The organism is Gordonia sp. DT218 (genome assembly GCF_049847105.1).
Lineage (GTDB): Bacteria > Actinomycetota > Actinomycetes > Mycobacteriales > Mycobacteriaceae > Gordonia.
In genome coordinates this window covers 201,939-217,702 of record NZ_JBNCNS010000001.1, presented here as the reverse complement: position 1 = coordinate 217,702, position 15,764 = coordinate 201,939, and the positions used below count along the sequence as shown (strand labels likewise).

Genomic DNA, 15,764 nt, shown 5'->3' with positions numbered 1-15,764 from the left:
TGGGTCAGGCCCCTGGTGCGGGTCGGATTACCCTATCTGAACTGCGACTTCCCTTGCCCGGAGGAGTGTTTCGGCAACCATGGAAGCTCGTCTCCGGCAGGATCCGTGACGGGCTCGGCGTAACACGGGAGAAATGTGCAGAATATTCGTGCGTGATCTGGGGGTGGAATTAATGTTTGTGACGGCAGGTTAATTTTATGCAAACTGGAACCGGTTACATTCCATTTGGCGTTGGCGTGAGCGCAAGAAAATAGGGTCTGATATGGGCAAACGTACGGACGGGTATGCGTTGTGGGACCGAGCCGTGCATCGGGGAGGTATAGGTCACACCGCAGCCGCGTTCGCGTTGCTCGACGGTGCGGACCGGCTGGGGCGGGTGCACGGTGATGATGTGCTCTCGTCGCTGGCCTTCTCGACCCGGGCTTCCCTGCTGCGGCAGGCGGGCCGTCACCGGCACGCGTCGACGTTCGACGGACGCGCCCTGCTGTTGGTGGGCGTCGCGCACCCGGACGGTAGCGAGTGGCGGGCAGGCGCCCCGGTCGAGTGGCGGCGAGCCGCCCTGTTGGACGCATTGGTCGGGCTCGCCGCCGATCATCTCGGCCGACTCCGTCTGCCGGCCACCGCACGACTGCTGGACCGTGCCCGCGACCATGCCGACCCCGATGACGGCGGGTGGCTCGCCGGTCGCCGTCCCCGGCTCCGCATCGAATGGGTCTCTGCCGAGCTGGCCATGTACGGCGGCGACGTGGCGAAAGCGCTCGGACACGCCGAGGCCGGTTGTCGATTGGCAGAGTTCGGCGACACCCCGGAGCGACATCGGGTGAAGACGACCCTCATCGCGGCCGCGGCGGCGGCGACCGCGGGTGACGTGCATCACGCCGCAGAGCTCGCGTGCGAGGTGACCAGGCGCGCGGCCGATGCCGACCTGACGCCGTTGCGGTGGGCCTCGCTGGCATTGCGGAACGGCCTCGACCCGGCAGATGAGGAGGTCAGGAAGGAACTGGCATGGACGCGATCCGAACTCATCTCTCGAGGCGTGCCATTCGACAACGCGTGACGGCGGTGGGTGCGTCGAGCGTCGGGTTCGATCGCTAAGGTGACGTGGGGGAAGCGGCACACCGGCAACACCACGACCACATGTAACACGGGGATCTCGACTGACGATGAAACTGACGGGTGTTGAGCTCGACGAGGCTGTCCGTGCCGCGGGGCACGGCGATCGCGCGGCGCTCACGTCAGTTCTCGAAAGTGTGCAGGATCCGATCCTGCGTTACTGCCGAGGGCGAATTGGAGTCGGAGAACGCCATCTGTTCTCCGCCGACGATATCGCGCAGGAGGCGTTGATGGCGGTGATGACAGCGCTGCCCCGGTATCAGGACCAGGGCAGGCCGTTCATGGCATTCGTCTACGGGATCGCTGCACACAAGGTGGCCGATGCCATGCGCGTGGCAGGCCGGGTCAAGGCCGATCCGGTGGAGACCCTTCCCGAGGCGATGTCGTTCACGGGCGGACCCGAACAGTCGGCGCTCGACGCCGATGCCAGTCGCCGGATGCGTGCGCTGTTGACGATCCTCCCGGAGAAGCAGCGTGAGGTGCTGGTCCTCCGACTCGTGGTCGGACTGTCGGCCGAGGAGACCGCCGATGCCATCGGCAGCACCGCAGGCGCGGTGCGAGTGGCGCAGCACCGCGCGTTGGCGAAGTTGAAAGACCAATTGAGGAAGGCGGGTGAGGTCGATGAACGACAAACATGATCCTGCCGAGCCCGGTTGGGACGTGACTGAGCCCATCGACATGACGTCGGTGCATGTCGACGACGAGTTCCTCGACTCGCTGTCGCAGGACCTTCCTGTCCCCACCCACGACGACACCGAGTACCAACTCGCCGAACTGCTGTCGGGTTGGCGCCACGAGGCGCTCACCGCGCCGCTGCCGGAGCTGCCGACCGTCGATGAGGTCGAGTCGGCGATCGCCGCCACCGAGCGTGCGCGTCGCGGCCGGGGCGTCATCCGTCACCTCCGCGTCGCATCCGGTGCCGCGGCGATCGTCGTGATCGCCGGTGCGGGCCTGACCGTGCTCGCCGAGGGATCCTCGCCCGGCGATCCGCTGTGGGGTGTCAAGCGGGTCGTGTTCTCCGAGGCTGCGTCCCAGACACAGGCATCGATGGATGTGCAGTCGAATCTGGAAAAGGCCGAGGCCGCCATGGCCTCCGGCGATCCAGAGCAGGCGGCCGAGCTGATCGCCAAAGCGCAGAAGGACCTCGGGCCAATGCGTGACTCCGAGACGCTCAATCGCATGAAGGAGTGGATCGAACGGCTCCGCGCGCAGACCGCGACGTCGGGAGCATCGTCCACCTCGGGGTCGATATCGGTCTCGCCGAGTCAGCGACCGAGCGAGGGGGCCAAGGGGCCGACTGCGCCGCCCCGTGACCTCCGCCGTTCGCGCGGCGACGACGGCTCGTCATCCGTCACCGTCACGAAGCCTGCACCACCGCCGCCCGCGACCTCCGATGTCCCGACCAGCGATGGCGGTCACCAAGGTCCGGGCAACACGGGGAGCCCGGAACCATCGACGCCCCCGGATATCCGGACCACCACCCCGACGACCACCGCCACGTCGTCACCGGTCGAACGGAATGACGGGGCAGGCGGGCAGGAGTCGGACTTCCCGACCACGATCTCGCCGTCGTCGTGAGACCGGCTCAGCGTTCGTCATCGACGTGACTGTGCGCATCCGCATAGCCACGGCAGTAATCCCAGGTCACATAGGCGTCAGGTCGCGGGTCCACCGCCGGCTCATGCGGCCGGACGGTTCCGTCTATCAGTAGCTGCAGCAGGTTGGCGCGCAGCATGTCCCAGTCGTGGTAATGGTCCTCGTGGCAGTCGTCGCACACCACGACGAGTCCGCGGATCCCCCGGTGGGCGAGCAGCGCTTCGTAGACCGCAAGGTCGGCCAGATCCTCCTCGACCGCCATCCGCTCGTTCTCGTCGAGCGGGATGCCGGGTTCCACCGAGTCGAGCGCCGACGCCGGATCGCTGGGGTCATCCGCGAACGGGTCTGGCGGGAGGCCGGGTGGTAGGTGGTCACGCACACAACCACGGTAACCGATGAAACGGTCAGGGTGGGGTGAGGACTCCACAGTCTCCCGGCGTGTGGAACGAACCCCGCGGGGTGACCCTCACCACTGCGGTGCTGCCGATACGATGGACAGATGACGCACGTTCGCACCGGGGGAGACGACCCCGGCAAGGTCGCGATGCTCGGCCTCACCTTCGACGACGTCCTGTTGCTTCCCGCGGCCTCCGACGTCATCCCCAGTGACGCGGACACGTCGTCGCGGGTCACCAAGAACATCACCCTCAAGGTGCCTCTGGTGAGTTCGGCGATGGACACCGTCACCGAGGCGAGAATGGCCATCGCGATGGCCCGCGCCGGTGGCATGGGGGTGCTGCACCGCAACCTGTCGATCGAGGACCAGGCCGGTCAGGTCGAGACGGTCAAACGGTCCGAGGCCGGCATGGTCACCGACCCGGTCACCTGTTCGCCGGCCGACACGCTGGCCGAGGTCGACGCCATGTGTGCGCGGTACCGGATCTCCGGTCTTCCCGTGGTGGACGACGCGGGCGAGCTCATCGGCATCATCACCAACCGTGACATGCGGTTCGAGGTGGACCTGTCGCGTCCGGTCTCCGAGGTCATGACGAAGGCCCCGCTGATCACCGCACAAGAGGGGGTGTCCGCCGAAGCCGCCCTCGGCCTGCTGCGCCGGAACAAGATCGAGAAGCTGCCGATCGTCGACGGCAACGGCAAACTCACCGGTCTGATCACCGTCAAGGACTTCGTCAAGACCGAGCAGCATCCGCTGGCGACCAAGGACGCCGACGGCCGACTGCTGGTCGGAGCTGCGGTTGGCACCGGAGACCCGCAGTGGGATCGTGCGATGGCGCTGGCCGATGCCGGCGCCGACGTGATCATCGTGGACACCGCGCACGCCCACAATCGCCTGGTGCTCGACATGGTCTCGAAGCTCAAGGCCGAAGTTGGCGAGCGGGTACAGATCGTCGGCGGTAACGTCGCCACCCGCGAGGCCGCCCTCGCGCTCGTCGAGGCCGGTGCCGACGCGGTGAAGGTCGGTGTCGGGCCCGGTTCCATCTGCACCACCCGAGTGGTCGCCGGCGTCGGCGCACCACAGATCACCGCGATCCTCGAGGCCGTGGCCGTGTGCAAGGAGCACGACGTGCCGGTCATGGCGGACGGCGGGCTGCAGTACTCCGGCGACATCGCCAAGGCGCTCGCGGCCGGCGCGTCGACCGCAATGCTGGGTTCGTTGCTGGCCGGGACGGCCGAGGCGCCCGGTGAGCTGATCCTCGTGAACGGCAAGCAGTTCAAGAGTTATCGCGGCATGGGCTCGCTCGGTGCGATGCAGGGACGCGGACAGGCCAAGTCGTTCTCCAAGGATCGCTACTTCCAGGATGACGTCCTCAACGAGGAGAAACTCGTCCCGGAGGGCATCGAGGGGCGGGTGCCGTTCCGTGGACCGCTCACCCAGGTGATCCATCAGCTCGTCGGCGGTCTTCGTGCTGCGATGGGCTACACCGGGGCGTCGACGATCGCCGACCTCCAGCATGCCCAGTTCGTGCAGATCACCTCGGCAGGCCTCAAGGAGTCGCATCCACACGACATCACCCTCACCACCGAGGCGCCGAACTACTATTCTCGCTGAAGCTCGTAAGATTCGGCGGATCGGTCCGGTCGGATCGACCGGCGACCGGTTCGCGTAGCAGAAAGGCGCAACGGTGCGTGATCTCGTGGACATCGGTATGGGCCGAACGGCCCGCCGCACGTTCGAACTCGATGACATCAGTATCGTCCCGTCCCGTCGGACCAGGTCGTCCAAGGATGTCTCCACCGCGTGGCAGATCGATGCGTACCGTTTCGAGTCCCCGATCCTCAGTCACCCCACCGATGCTCTGGTGTCGCCGGCGGTGGCGGTCGAACTCGGCAAACTCGGTGCGCTCGGTGTGATCAACGGCGAGGGCCTGTGGGCCCGGCATCGCGACGTCGACGCGAAGATCGCCGAGCTCATCGCCGTGGCAACCGAGAATCCCGATCCGATGGCAGCGATTCGTCATCTGCAGCAACTGCATTCGGCACCGTTGGACACCGGGCTGCTGCGTGAGGCGGTGTCCACCGTGCGCGACGCCGGCGTGACCACCGCGGTCCGGGTGAGTCCGCAGCACGCGCCGGAGCTGACGCCCGCGCTGTTGGAGGCCGGGGTGGAGATCTTGGTGGTGCACGGCACGATCATCTCGGCCGAGCATGTCGCGCAGGTGGATTCCGACGGTACGGCCCGAGAACCGTTGAACCTCAAGACATTCATCGCCGAACTCGACATCCCGGTGATCGCCGGCGGTGTGCACGACCACCGTACGGCTCTGCACCTGATGCGGACCGGCGCGGCCGGCGTGATCGTCGGGTACGGCTCCGCGGCCGGCGCGACCACCACCGGTGAGGTCCTGGGCATCGGTGTCCCGATGGCCACGGCGATCGCCGACGCGGCCGCCGCGCGACGTGAATATCTCGACGAGACCGGCGGGCGGTACGTGCACGTCATCGCCGACGGCGACATCCACGGTTCCGGGGATCTCGCCAAGGCGATCGCCTGCGGCGCCGACGCGGCGGTCCTCGGCACCCCGCTCGCGGCTGCGGCCGAATCGCCCGGCCTGGGCTGGTATTGGCCGTCGGCGGCGGCGCACCCGGACACGCCGCGTGGCGCCCTGCTGCAGGTCGCGACCGACGACGATCGGCCCAGCCTGGAGTGTGTGCTCACCGGGCCGTCCCAGGATCCGTTCGGCGAGCTGAACCTCGTCGGAGCGCTGCGTCGGTCGATGGCGAAGGCCGGCTACAGCGACCTGAAGGAATTCCAGAAGGTCGGGCTCTCGCTGCATTCCTGATCCCTCGGGACCGACGGGCCGGAATCAGTCCAGCCCGCGAGCGATGAGGGTGTCGGCGAACCCGTCGGCCGTCCGCAATGCCGCGATGACCACCGGTGCGACCAGAATTCTTGCGCCCGGACGTAATCCGCGGGCCTGCCGGGCCTCGTCGACCTGGCCGACGACGTCCACCATCAGCGGGATCGACCGGATCGCGAGCGCCAGCGCGAGAGCGATGTGATCGGTGCGTACGCCGAAGCGACGCAACGGACTCAGCCCGGCGACGATGGCGTCGAGGATGGCCGATGTGCGGGTGGTGAGCGAGACGGCCGCGGCCAACGCGACCGAGGCGGCGAGTACCGCGCAGACCAGCAGGGCACGCTGCCAATCGGTGAACACCACCTGGAACACGAACACGAAGGCCAGCACCCAGGTCACCGGCCGCATCTGGCGCCAGGCCTCCCGCGGGCCGATCCCGCCCATCGCGAAGACCACGACGACACCGACCGCGAGGATCCCGACCGCCGGCAGGCTGCGGACGGTGAGGCTGATGGCGAGGATGCCCGCCGCCAGCCCGAGCAGCTTCGGGCCGGTCGGGAGGCGGTGCAACAGTGATCTCCCCGGGCGGTAGACGCCGAGCGCGCTCATGACATCAACGCCCGGTACGCGGCGACCGCGGCCGTCGGCTCGTCGTCGGCGACGACCCGCCCCTCGTCGAGCACGATGACGCGGTCGTAATCGGTCAGCAGATCGAGGTCGTGGGTGAGCACGATCAGTTGCTCGTCGAGGGTCGCGAAGACGTCGCGCAACATCGAGCTGTTGCGAAGGTCGAGAAGGGTGGTCGGCTCGTCGGCCACCAGCACGGCGGGACCGGTCACCAGGACCGACGCGAGCGCGAGGAGTTGTTTCTGTCCGCCGGACAGCAGGTGCGCCGGGTGATCGGCATGGTCGGCCAGCCCGAACTGTGCCAGCACCGCGGCGGCCCTTGCCGATCGTCGTGCTTTGTCCCGCTCGATCCGGGTCAGGGACAGTTCGATGTCCTCCGAGACGGTCGGCATGATGATCTGGCGGTCCGGATCGCTGAAGATGAAACCGACCTCGCGCCGCACCTGACGCTTGTGGCGTGCGGCGTGGATTCCGTTGACGTGCACCGAGCCGCGGTCGGGAACGACGAGCGCATTGATCATCCGCGCCAGGGTGGACTTGCCGCTGCCGTTGGCGCCGATGATGCCGATCCGTCGTTCGGACAGTGCGAGATCGATGTCGGCCAGCACGACGCGATCACCGAAGGAGTGGCCGACGGCCCGGAACTCGATCATCGGCAGGGCCCGATCACCGGGTGAACTCGACCATCATCGGGACCCGGTCACCGTGCGCGACGCAGCCGCAGCGGCGTGATCAACCCCGGGTAGGCGCGGTGGACCTGTGCCGCCACCAGGGCCGTGATGACCGACTTCGCGATGTCGCCGGGGATGTAGGTGCCGTTGGTGGAGATCGCGGCCCACAACGAGAGGTCGGTGCGCAGCAGGAGGCCGATGATGCCGCAGGCATAGATCACGACCATCCCGCCGACGATGTTGATCAGGATGCCCCAGACGACCCGGTACCGAGGCATCATCATCGCCGTCGCCACGCCGATGGCGATCACGCCCGGGAGGAATCCGACGAAGAAGCCGGCAGTGGGGGAGGCCAGCGCCACGAGCCCGCTGCGTCCGCCCGCCAGGATCGGCAGGCCGGCGATGGCGAGCACGTCGAAGATGATCACCGCCAACGTCCCCTTGCGCGGGCCGATGATCGCGCCGGCGAGCATCACGCCCAGCGACTGCAGGGTGATCGGCACCCCGGCGGAGCCGATGGTGATGGTGCCGGGGAGACCCAGTGCCGCGATCAGTGCCGCGAAGACGGCGGCCTGCGTCAGGTCGGTCACCGACAGCGAGAACCGCCGCGACGACGAGGTCGTGTCGGTGGTCTGGGACATTCCGACATTATGGCGGGTGGGGGTGTGCGCACGGCTGCCGGGTGCGGTGGTGGGTGCCATTAGACTCGACGGGGTGACAGACACCTCTGCAGACTCATTCTTCGACGGTCCTCGGCCGGTGCTCGTGCTCGACTTCGGCGCGCAGTATGCGCAGCTGATCGCCCGGCGGGTCCGTGAGGCGCGGATCTACTCCGAGGTGATCGCCCACGATGCGCCGCTGGAGGAGATGAAAGCGCGCAATCCCGTCGCGCTCATATTCTCGGGCGGCCCGGCCTCGGTCTACGCCGACGACGCGCCTGCACTCGATCCGGGGGTGTTCGATCTCGGGGTTCCGGTGTTCGGCATCTGCTATGGGTTCCAGGCGATGGCGAGGGAGCTCGGCGGCGAGGTGGCCAACACCGGGGGTCGTGAGTTCGGCCGGACGACGTTGTCGATCACCGGGGAAGGGATCCTGCATCAGGGCCTGACCGAGACCCAGCCCGTGTGGATGAGTCACAACGACGCCGTGCAGGCCGCGCCGGACGGATTCATTGTCACCGGTTCCACGCCCGGTGCGCCGGTCGCCGCGTTCGAATGTGTGGATCGTCGGATGGCGGGGGTGCAATATCACCCGGAGGTGCTGCACACGCCGCACGGCCAGCAGATCCTGACCCGGTTCCTCTACGAGATCGCCGGACTCGAGGCGACCTGGACGGCCGCCAACATCGCCGACCAGCTCATCGACCAGGTCGCCGATCAGATCGGTGACGGCCTCGCGATCTGCGGGCTGTCGGGCGGTGTCGACTCCGCCGTCGCCGCCGCACTCGTGCAGCGGGCCATCGGGGACCGGTTGACCTGCGTGTTCGTCGATCACGGACTTCTGCGGGCCGGCGAGCGTGAGCAGGTGCAGCACGATTTCGTCGGTGCCACCGGCGCGAGACTGGTGACCGTGGACGCTGCCGACACCTTCCTTGGCGAACTCTCCGGAGTCAGCGACCCGGAGGAGAAACGCAAGATCATCGGCCGTGAGTTCATCCGGTCGTTCGAGGGCGCGGTCACCGATGTCCTCGGTGATCGGGCGTCCGACGGCGACAAGGTCGAGTACCTGGTCCAGGGCACCCTGTACCCCGATGTCGTCGAGTCCGGCGGCGGCAGTGGTACGGCCAACATCAAGAGCCATCACAACGTGGGAGGACTACCGGACGATCTCGAGTTCTCCCTGGTGGAGCCGCTGCGGCTGCTCTTCAAGGACGAGGTCCGTGCGGTGGGCCGCGAACTCGGCCTGCCTGAGGAGATCGTCGGCCGTCAGCCGTTCCCCGGCCCGGGTCTGGCCATCCGGATCGTCGGCGAGGTGACGGCCGACCGTCTCGCGATGCTGCGCAAGGCGGACCTGATCGCCCGCGAGGAGCTGACCGCGGCCGGCCTCGACGGCCAGATCTGGCAGTGCCCGGTGGTGCTGCTCGCCGATGTGCGCAGCGTCGGGGTGCAGGGCGACGGCCGCACCTACGGGCATCCGATCGTGCTGCGCCCGGTCTCGAGTGAGGACGCGATGACCGCCGACTGGACGCGCGTGCCCTACGAGGTCCTCGAGGTGATCTCGACGCGGATCACCAACGAGGTTCCCGACGTGAACCGCGTGGTGCTCGACGTCACGAGCAAGCCGCCGGGCACCATCGAGTGGGAGTAGCGGCCGAGCGGGAGTGGTCGCCTGGCGCCGACGGTGATCTGCCGTCACCGTCGTGAGGATCGTGCCCCGGTCAGGATGAGGATCAACCCGATGACCAGGCCCAGCCCGACCGCGAGCCATCCGAGGTCCGCGGCCGACGGCAGGTCCGGTCCGCCGGCGAGGCCCCAGCCCGCCACGAGGAGGGCAGCGATTCCGAGGATCGCGAGTCCCGGTGCGCGATGTCTGGTGTCGCGGCTGGTCGTCTCCGAAGTCATCGAGCCACCTCCACATGTCCGACGTTGGTTCGTGCGTTGAGATTCAGGACGGGGCCGTCGGTGCCGTCGTCGCCACCGGAGAGTCCGTCGGGGCAGGTGAAGTCGCCGACACCGGAGTCACACGTGGCTCGGACGTTCATGTTCTTCGGCACCTGGACCTCGATCTCCCCGACACCGTTGCGCAGGGCGATGGTGCGGTCGGCGGTGAGATCGACGTCCCGCAGATCGAGCACCATGCGTCCCATGGTGAGCGAATACTCGCCCTTGATGTCGTTCTCGGTGACCGGTGTGTAGATCCGTTCACCCACACCGCCGGACGGAAAGCCGTCGAGATGTCCGACCATCGAGGTCGCCACCACCGCGACGCCGAGGGCGAGCGCGATCGGAACGAGCCCCGAACTGTGTCGACCGGTTGTCCGGCGCCGAAAGCCTGCGCAGATCAGGCCGGCGCCGACCACTGCCAGCGACAGCGACAGGATGCGCGCCGGGGTGAACCAGTCGACGCCGACCTGATGCAGTGCGGCTCCGGTGGCCGCCGTGATGACCGCGAGGCCGATGACGATGAGGGTCAACGGCGATCGCCGATCGGCCGGTTCGGTCAGGGCGCGGTCGGGTGTGGGATCGGGGAGGTCCCAGGCGAATTGCGCGGTACCCAGCGGATCCCAGGCCGGTGGGGTGCGCTGCATGAACTCGGTCGGTGTGGCCTCGGTGGTCCCGGACCCGGGAGACCGGCCGGGGGAGGCGGTGGTGCCCACCGACATCGCCTGTGCGGTAGGCACATCGGGATACGGGCCGCCCAGATGGCCGGCTGTCGGGTTCGCCGTCAGAGCCCGGGGAATCCACGGCTGCAACCGATCCGTCGACGCGCCGGCCGCGACGACCTGCTCGGGTTGCAGAGTGTCGACGCTGGTACCGGCCGGTGGTTCGGGAGTCCGCTGATAGAGCAGCCACCATCCGAGGAGCATCAGGGCCGCCCCGAGGAGGCCGCCCGAGCTCCAGGACCGACTGGGACCGAATGAGGTCACCACGATGATCGCGAGGACGATGAGCAGGATGAACTGCGGATTGCGGTGCCGCAGATGCCGCGGCCGACGGCCGGCCGCCGAAGCGGCGTGCCGGATCGATCCGAGCTCGTCGCGTGAGCGACTCTCGGCCGGCAGGGCGACCCACGCTGCGATGTACAGGACGAGCCCGCTGCCGCCGAACAGCGTCGCCACCACGAACGCGATCTTCACCAGCGTCGGATCGACCCGATAGCGCGCCCCGATACCCGCACACACGCCCGCCACCGTGCGATTGTGGTTCGGCCGGATGGGCCTCGTCGCCCACATCCCTTCGAACTGCTTCGTGTCCATGAAATCCATCTTGGCGGCGAGTTCGGCCAGGCACATCGGGGGAAGACCCTGAGAACGTCCCTGATGTGCGCGATGACCTCGACGTGCCAGTATCGAGAGGTGAGTAGTGGTGTGCCCGTGCCAGCGTCACCGCCCGCGGCACCCCCGACGCCGCGGCTGGTGCGACGCGACGGCGGCCGGGTCATCGCGGGTGTCGCGGGCGGCATCGCCGACCACCTCGGCATCGATGCGTTCCGCGTGCGTGTGGTCTTCCTGGTGCTCTCCGCGCTCGCGGGAGCAGGAGTGCTCGCCTACGGACTGCTCTGGTTCTTCTGCCCGCCGGGTCAGGACACCGCTCCGCCCGCTCCCGGCGAGCGCCGGCAGGCCTACGGGCTCGCGCTGGTCGGCCTGGTCGCGATGTCGGTGGTGGGCTTCGCCGCGTCCGGCACCCCGGCCGCATATCTGGTGCCTTTCGTCTTCGTCGTGGTCGGTGCCGGCCTGGTCTGGCGCGAGTTCGACACGTCGCGCGCCTCGCCCAGGACCCCGCTGCTCACCTGGACCCGCCTGATCGGTGGCGCGCTACTGGTGATCGGCGGGCTGGTCGTGATCGTGCTCGCCGGGAACCAGAACTTCGGCGGTCTCTCGACGACCCTGCTCGCCGTCGTCGCGACGCTGATCGGTGTCCTGCTGCTCACGGTGCCGCTCTGGATGCGGATGTGGCGGGCACTCAACGAAGAACGCGCTGCGCGGATCCGCAACGCCGAACGCGAGGAGATCGCCTCGCACCTGCACGACTCGGTGTTGCAGACGCTCGCGTTGATCCAGAAGCAGGCGGGCAAGCCGGACGAGGTGGCGCGACTGGCCCGCAGCCAGGAGCGCGAACTGCGCGGCTGGCTGTTCGGTGATCCCGCGCAACGAGCGGGATCGCTGTCGGCGAGCCTGCAGGGAGTCGGCGCCGAGGTGGAGGACGACTACGGCATCGAGGTCGAGGTGATCACCGTCGGCGATCTCCGTCCAGATGACGAGCCGGCCGCCGAGCGTCGTCGATGGTCGGCATTGGTGGCCGCCACCCGGGAGGCCCTGATCAACGCGGCGAAACACTCCGGCGAACGCAAGGTCGATGTCTATGGTGAGGTGACCGACGAGCAGGTCGAGGTGTTCGTCCGTGATCGTGGGGTGGGCTTCGAGCCCGAACATGTCGACGACGACCGCCAGGGCATCGCCCGGTCCATCCGGGCACGTATGGAGCGCGCAGGTGGTGACGTGGCGATCGACTCGGTACCGGAACGCGGCACGAATGTCCGACTGACCATGCCACGGGGGGCGACCGGTGGTGCGGACCGGACAGACAAGACGGACAAGGGAGATGTGGGCGTGGAAACCGTTGTGACGGTGGAACCTTCACGTGAACAGGAAGGGCTTCGATGACCGGCACGGGGGTCTGCCGGATCTTTCTCGTCGACGACCACGCGGTGTTCCGGTCGGGTGTGCGTGCCGAACTGGCATCGGAGCCAGGACTGCTGGTGGCCGGCGAGGCCGGCACTGTGGCCGAGGCGGTCGAGGGCATCGTGCGGATACGTCCGGACGTCGTCCTGCTCGACGTCCACATGCCGGCCGGTGGTGGCGTCGCCGTGTTGCGCGGTGTCACCGATGCGATGCCCGCGGACGGCGCGCCGGTCTTCTTGGCGCTCAGTGTGTCCGACGCGGCCGAGGACGTCATCGCGACGATCCGTGCCGGCGCACGGGGCTACGTCACCAAGACGATCGGCGGGAAGGAACTCGCCGACGCCGTGCGGCGCGTCGCCGACGGCGACGCGGTCTTCAGCCCGCGTCTCGCCGGTTTCGTCCTGGACTCGTTCACCGGTCGGTCCACCGCCCCGGAACCACCGCTCGACCCCGAGCTCGACTCGCTCACCAGACGGGAACTCGAGGTGCTCCGTCTGCTCGCCCGCGGGTACACCTATCGGGAGATCGCCGAAGAGCTGTTCATCTCCATCAAGACGGTCGAGACGCATGCCTCGAATGTGCTGCGAAAGACGCAGCAGTCGAACCGGAATGCGCTGACCCGGTGGGCGGCAACCCGGCACATCGGCTGACCCGCGACCGCGTCGATCGTGCGCAGTTCCGTGTCGATCGTGCGCAGATCCGCGTCGACCGTGCGCAGTTTCGCGTCGATCGTGCGCGGTCGTCAGCCGGCGAGCGCGATCAGCAAGATCACCACGATCGCGAGGATCACGAAGAACGCAAGGATCGAGATCGCCAGTGCCGTGGTCGATGTCGAGGCCTTTCCGGCCGGGCCCGGCCGGGTCTCGTCCGGCATCGGCCGGTACCGGCTCTCGGGCCCGAAAGTGGTGTCTGGCAGCTCGGTCGACAGGGTCGGTGCGGGCCCGTGGAGCGTCGACCCGGGTCTCCCGCCGGTCGACGACCCGCTGACCGGCAGGTGTGTACCGGTCGGGTGGGTCCGTGGTGGCCGGGGTGCTCGTTGCGCCCACACCGGGATGCCGCCGTCGGGCTTGGTGAGCGGGCTGGTCAGCGCCTGATGCACCGACCCACGCGGACCGGCGGCCACCTGCGCGAGCAGATCGCGGGACTCGCTCATGGTCGGTCGCTTCGCCGGATTGGGTTCGAGCATGCGCAACAGCACCGGCCGCAGCTCACCCGCCTTTGTCATCGGGTTGATCTGTGCGCGAGCGACCTTGTGCAGCAACACCAGTGAGTTGTCGTCGACCCCGAACGGCGGCTGTCCCTCGACGACGGTGTACACCGTCGCTCCCAGGGAGTAGACGTCAGATGCTTCTCCGGGCTCGGCACCGCGGGCGACCTCGGGCGCGAAATATGCGGGGGTACCGGTGATCACACCCGTCTGGGTGAGGCTGACATCGTCCTTGACGCGGGAGATGCCGAAGTCGGTGATCTTCACGAGGCCTGCGTTGCGCCCGGTCGTCGTGATCAGGATGTTGCCCGGTTTGATGTCGCGGTGGATGATGCCTGCGACATGGGCCTCGGTCATCGCATCGGCCACCTGGGCGCCGATCTGGGCGGCCTGTCGGGGCCCCAGAGTTCTTGTGGTGTGCAGGATCTGGGCGACACTGCGAGAGGGGATGTATTCCATCACGAGCCATGGTTCACCACTGTCGAGGGCGACGTCGTGCATGGCGACCGCATTTCGATGGGAGAGCCTTGCCGCGATCCGGCCCTCCCGCATCGCGCGTTTGCGGACATTTTCGGCTGTCTCGTCACTGAGGCCTTCGGTGGAGACCACCTGCTTCACCGCGACGTCACGGGCCAGCAGTTGATCGCGGGCCAACCACACCGTGCCCATGCCGCCGCCGCCGATACGCGACTGCAGACGGTAGCGCCCGGCCACCAGGTACTGCGGCCCTGGCGTGCGGTGGCCCTCGTGGGTGGTGGACATAGGCTGCATGATAGTCGTGCCGGTCGGGGGTTGGTGCGCCCGCGCTTGACAGGGTGATCGCACATATGTTCGACTCTGGGTATGCGGTGGTCCGACCAGGGGGTCGAGGTCGACGACGGCGCGCTGCCCGGTCTGGGCAAGGCGGGTCTCGTGCGTTCGGTGCAGACCCCCGAATTCGAAGGCGTCACCTTCCACGAGGTGTTGGCCAAGAGTGCCCTCAATCAGGTTCCGGATGCCGCGAACCTGCCGTTTCGGTTCACGGTCAACACCTTTCGAGGCTGCACCCATGCGTGTCGATACTGTTTCGCGCGGCCGACGCACGAGTATCTGGATCTGGATGCCGGTCAGGACTTCGATAGTCAGGTCGTGGTCAAGCTCAACGTGGCGGCGGTGCTCCGCAAGGAACTGCGGCGCCGGTCATGGAATCGGGAGACGGTGGCGTTGGGGACCAACACCGACCCCTATCAGCGGGCCGAGGGGCGTTATCGGTTGATGCCGGGGGTGATCTCGGCGCTCGCGGAGTCGGCGACCCCGTTCTCGATCCTGACGAAGGGGACATTGCTGCGCCGGGACCTGCCCTTGTTGCGGCAGGCGGCGCGCAAGGTCCCGGTGAGCATTGCGATCTCACTGGCGATGCACGATGCCGAGCTGCAGAAGTCGCTGGAGCCGGGCACCCCGTCGCCGAAGGCGAGGCTGGATCTGATCCGCGCGGTCGCCGATGCGGGCTTCGCCCCGCACGTGATGGTGGCGCCGGTGATCCCGTATCTGAGTGATTCCACCTCGCACCTGGACGACCTGTTGTCGGCGCTCGCCGAAGCAGGTGCGGCCGGGGTGACCGCGTTCCCCATGCATCTGCGTGGCTCCACCAAGCCGTGGTTCATGGAGTGGCTGGCCGAGCATCACCCGGCCCTGGTGCGCCGGTACCGCGGTCTGTACGGGCGGGGTGCCTACGTGACGCCGGAATACTCGGCATGGTTGCGGGACCGGATGCGGCCGCTGGTGCAGCAGTACGGTCTGGCGGGCGCCCAGGGCCTGCGCGGCTCGGCGGCGCCTACAGAGCCGGTCGCGAGGCCCGAGTTGCAGCAGACGCTCACCCTCTTCTGACCCCACCCCGCTGACCCCGCCCCGCAGCCGCGACGGTTCCCGTCATCCGCGCCCCCTTTTTCCCGTCGCGGATGACGGAAACC

At 68.0% G+C, this 15,764-nt stretch carries 16 protein-coding genes; 9 read left to right on the top strand and 7 right to left on the bottom strand.

Translation table 11 applies throughout. The annotated features are described in order from the left end of the window. The first annotated feature begins 262 nt into the window (after window positions 1-262). The 3 genes from ACPXCG_RS00995 to ACPXCG_RS00985 all read left to right on the top strand — a co-directional run bounded on the left by ACPXCG_RS00995 (window position 263) and on the right by ACPXCG_RS00985 (window position 2,691). Window positions 263-1,057 carry a hypothetical protein gene (locus ACPXCG_RS00995; protein WP_425788251.1) on the top strand — a complete coding sequence of 265 codons (795 nt, stop codon included), beginning with the start codon at window positions 263-265 and terminating at the stop codon, window positions 1,055-1,057. 106 nt (window positions 1,058-1,163) lie between these two features. Then, window positions 1,164-1,751: an RNA polymerase sigma factor ShbA gene (gene shbA, locus ACPXCG_RS00990; protein WP_425788249.1), complete on the top strand. Its 588-nt coding sequence runs from the start codon at window positions 1,164-1,166 to the stop codon at window positions 1,749-1,751. Further along, a complete protein-coding gene (locus ACPXCG_RS00985) occupies window positions 1,735-2,691 on the top strand; it encodes an anti-sigma-D factor RsdA (protein WP_425788247.1) in 957 nt (318 codons plus the stop codon). Before shbA ends, ACPXCG_RS00985 begins: the two co-directional genes overlap by 17 nt. 7 nt (window positions 2,692-2,698) lie before the next feature. On the opposite strand, the gene ACPXCG_RS00980 is transcribed toward ACPXCG_RS00985, so the two are convergent. Further along, window positions 2,699-3,088: a DUF5319 domain-containing protein gene (locus ACPXCG_RS00980; RefSeq protein WP_267628165.1), complete on the bottom strand. Its 390-nt coding sequence runs from the start codon at window positions 3,086-3,088 to the stop codon at window positions 2,699-2,701. Window positions 3,089-3,208: 120 nt separating this feature from the next. Here ACPXCG_RS00980 and guaB point away from each other — a divergent pair, with 120 nt between their 5' ends. Then, a complete protein-coding gene (guaB, locus tag ACPXCG_RS00975; RefSeq protein ID WP_425788244.1) occupies window positions 3,209-4,720 on the top strand; it encodes an IMP dehydrogenase in 1,512 nt (503 codons plus the stop codon). 73 nt (window positions 4,721-4,793) lie between these two features. After that, the gene (locus tag ACPXCG_RS00970; protein WP_425788242.1) at window positions 4,794-5,951 is read left to right on the top strand and encodes a GuaB3 family IMP dehydrogenase-related protein; all 1,158 of its coding nucleotides are present in this window, start codon (window positions 4,794-4,796) and stop codon (window positions 5,949-5,951) included. A gap of 24 nt (window positions 5,952-5,975) precedes the next feature. Here ACPXCG_RS00970 and ACPXCG_RS00965 read toward each other — a convergent pair whose 3' ends face one another. From ACPXCG_RS00965 to ACPXCG_RS00955, 3 genes are read right to left on the bottom strand one after another with little or no spacing between them, the layout of a single operon-like run. Next, window positions 5,976-6,578: an energy-coupling factor transporter transmembrane component T family protein gene (locus tag ACPXCG_RS00965; protein WP_425788240.1), complete on the bottom strand. Its 603-nt coding sequence runs from the start codon at window positions 6,576-6,578 to the stop codon at window positions 5,976-5,978. Beyond that, window positions 6,575-7,249 carry an energy-coupling factor ABC transporter ATP-binding protein gene (locus ACPXCG_RS00960; RefSeq protein WP_425788238.1) on the bottom strand — a complete coding sequence of 225 codons (675 nt, stop codon included), beginning with the start codon at window positions 7,247-7,249 and terminating at the stop codon, window positions 6,575-6,577. Before ACPXCG_RS00960 ends, ACPXCG_RS00965 begins: the two co-directional genes overlap by 4 nt. A gap of 47 nt (window positions 7,250-7,296) precedes the next feature. Continuing rightward, window positions 7,297-7,908 carry a biotin transporter BioY gene (locus ACPXCG_RS00955; RefSeq protein WP_425788236.1) on the bottom strand — a complete coding sequence of 204 codons (612 nt, stop codon included), beginning with the start codon at window positions 7,906-7,908 and terminating at the stop codon, window positions 7,297-7,299. A 73-nt stretch (window positions 7,909-7,981) separates the two neighbouring features. Here ACPXCG_RS00955 and guaA point away from each other — a divergent pair, with 73 nt between their 5' ends. Then, on the top strand, window positions 7,982-9,574 hold the full coding sequence (guaA, locus tag ACPXCG_RS00950; RefSeq protein ID WP_425788234.1) for a glutamine-hydrolyzing GMP synthase: 1,593 nt from the start codon (window positions 7,982-7,984) through the stop codon (window positions 9,572-9,574). Between the two features lie 44 nt (window positions 9,575-9,618). Here the strand turns inward: guaA and ACPXCG_RS00945 are convergent, their stop codons facing one another. Both ACPXCG_RS00945 and ACPXCG_RS00940 read right to left on the bottom strand, forming a co-directional pair. After that, on the bottom strand, window positions 9,619-9,828 hold the full coding sequence (locus tag ACPXCG_RS00945) for a hypothetical protein (protein WP_425788232.1): 210 nt from the start codon (window positions 9,826-9,828) through the stop codon (window positions 9,619-9,621). After that, window positions 9,825-11,183 (bottom strand): PspC domain-containing protein, encoded by a 1,359-nt coding sequence (locus ACPXCG_RS00940; protein WP_425788230.1) that lies wholly within the window; start codon window positions 11,181-11,183, stop codon window positions 9,825-9,827. Before ACPXCG_RS00940 ends, ACPXCG_RS00945 begins: the two co-directional genes overlap by 4 nt. A 111-nt stretch (window positions 11,184-11,294) precedes the next feature. Here ACPXCG_RS00940 and ACPXCG_RS00935 point away from each other — a divergent pair, with 111 nt between their 5' ends. Next, on the top strand, window positions 11,295-12,590 hold the full coding sequence (locus ACPXCG_RS00935; protein ID WP_425788229.1) for a PspC domain-containing protein: 1,296 nt from the start codon (window positions 11,295-11,297) through the stop codon (window positions 12,588-12,590). Continuing rightward, window positions 12,587-13,258, top strand: a complete 672-nt coding sequence (locus ACPXCG_RS00930; protein ID WP_425788227.1) for a LuxR C-terminal-related transcriptional regulator — start codon at window positions 12,587-12,589, stop codon at window positions 13,256-13,258. The genes ACPXCG_RS00935 and ACPXCG_RS00930 overlap by 4 nt, the downstream gene beginning before the upstream one ends. Window positions 13,259-13,350: 92 nt before the next feature. Here the strand turns inward: ACPXCG_RS00930 and ACPXCG_RS00925 are convergent, their stop codons facing one another. Continuing rightward, window positions 13,351-14,577: a protein kinase domain-containing protein gene (locus ACPXCG_RS00925; RefSeq protein WP_425788226.1), complete on the bottom strand. Its 1,227-nt coding sequence runs from the start codon at window positions 14,575-14,577 to the stop codon at window positions 13,351-13,353. An 81-nt stretch (window positions 14,578-14,658) separates the two neighbouring features. Between ACPXCG_RS00925 and ACPXCG_RS00920 the strand changes: the two genes are divergently transcribed. Beyond that, window positions 14,659-15,681, top strand: a complete 1,023-nt coding sequence (locus tag ACPXCG_RS00920) for an Rv2578c family radical SAM protein (protein WP_425788224.1) — start codon at window positions 14,659-14,661, stop codon at window positions 15,679-15,681. The last annotated feature ends 83 nt before the right edge of the window (window positions 15,682-15,764 follow it).

Excerpts from the sequence above, each read along its gene's own strand:
- ACPXCG_RS00960 (WP_425788238.1), bottom strand. The coding sequence starts at position 7,249 with ATGATCGAGTTCCGGGCCGTCGGCCACTCCTTCGGTGATCGCGTCGTG.
- ACPXCG_RS00925 (WP_425788226.1), bottom strand. The coding sequence starts at position 14,577 with ATGTCCACCACCCACGAGGGCCACCGCACGCCAGGGCCGCAGTACCTG.
- ACPXCG_RS00920 (WP_425788224.1), top strand. The coding sequence starts at position 14,659 with ATGCGGTGGTCCGACCAGGGGGTCGAGGTCGACGACGGCGCGCTGCCC.
- shbA (WP_425788249.1), top strand. The coding sequence starts at position 1,164 with ATGAAACTGACGGGTGTTGAGCTCGACGAGGCTGTCCGTGCCGCGGGG.
- ACPXCG_RS00955 (WP_425788236.1), bottom strand. The coding sequence starts at position 7,908 with ATGTCCCAGACCACCGACACGACCTCGTCGTCGCGGCGGTTCTCGCTG.
- ACPXCG_RS00945 (WP_425788232.1), bottom strand. The coding sequence starts at position 9,828 with ATGACTTCGGAGACGACCAGCCGCGACACCAGACATCGCGCACCGGGA.
- ACPXCG_RS00965 (WP_425788240.1), bottom strand. The coding sequence starts at position 6,578 with ATGAGCGCGCTCGGCGTCTACCGCCCGGGGAGATCACTGTTGCACCGC.
- ACPXCG_RS00930 (WP_425788227.1), top strand. The coding sequence starts at position 12,587 with ATGACCGGCACGGGGGTCTGCCGGATCTTTCTCGTCGACGACCACGCG.
- guaB (WP_425788244.1), top strand. The coding sequence starts at position 3,209 with ATGACGCACGTTCGCACCGGGGGAGACGACCCCGGCAAGGTCGCGATG.
- ACPXCG_RS00985 (WP_425788247.1), top strand. The coding sequence starts at position 1,735 with ATGAACGACAAACATGATCCTGCCGAGCCCGGTTGGGACGTGACTGAG.
- ACPXCG_RS00995 (WP_425788251.1), top strand. The coding sequence starts at position 263 with ATGGGCAAACGTACGGACGGGTATGCGTTGTGGGACCGAGCCGTGCAT.
- ACPXCG_RS00940 (WP_425788230.1), bottom strand. The coding sequence starts at position 11,183 with ATGGACACGAAGCAGTTCGAAGGGATGTGGGCGACGAGGCCCATCCGG.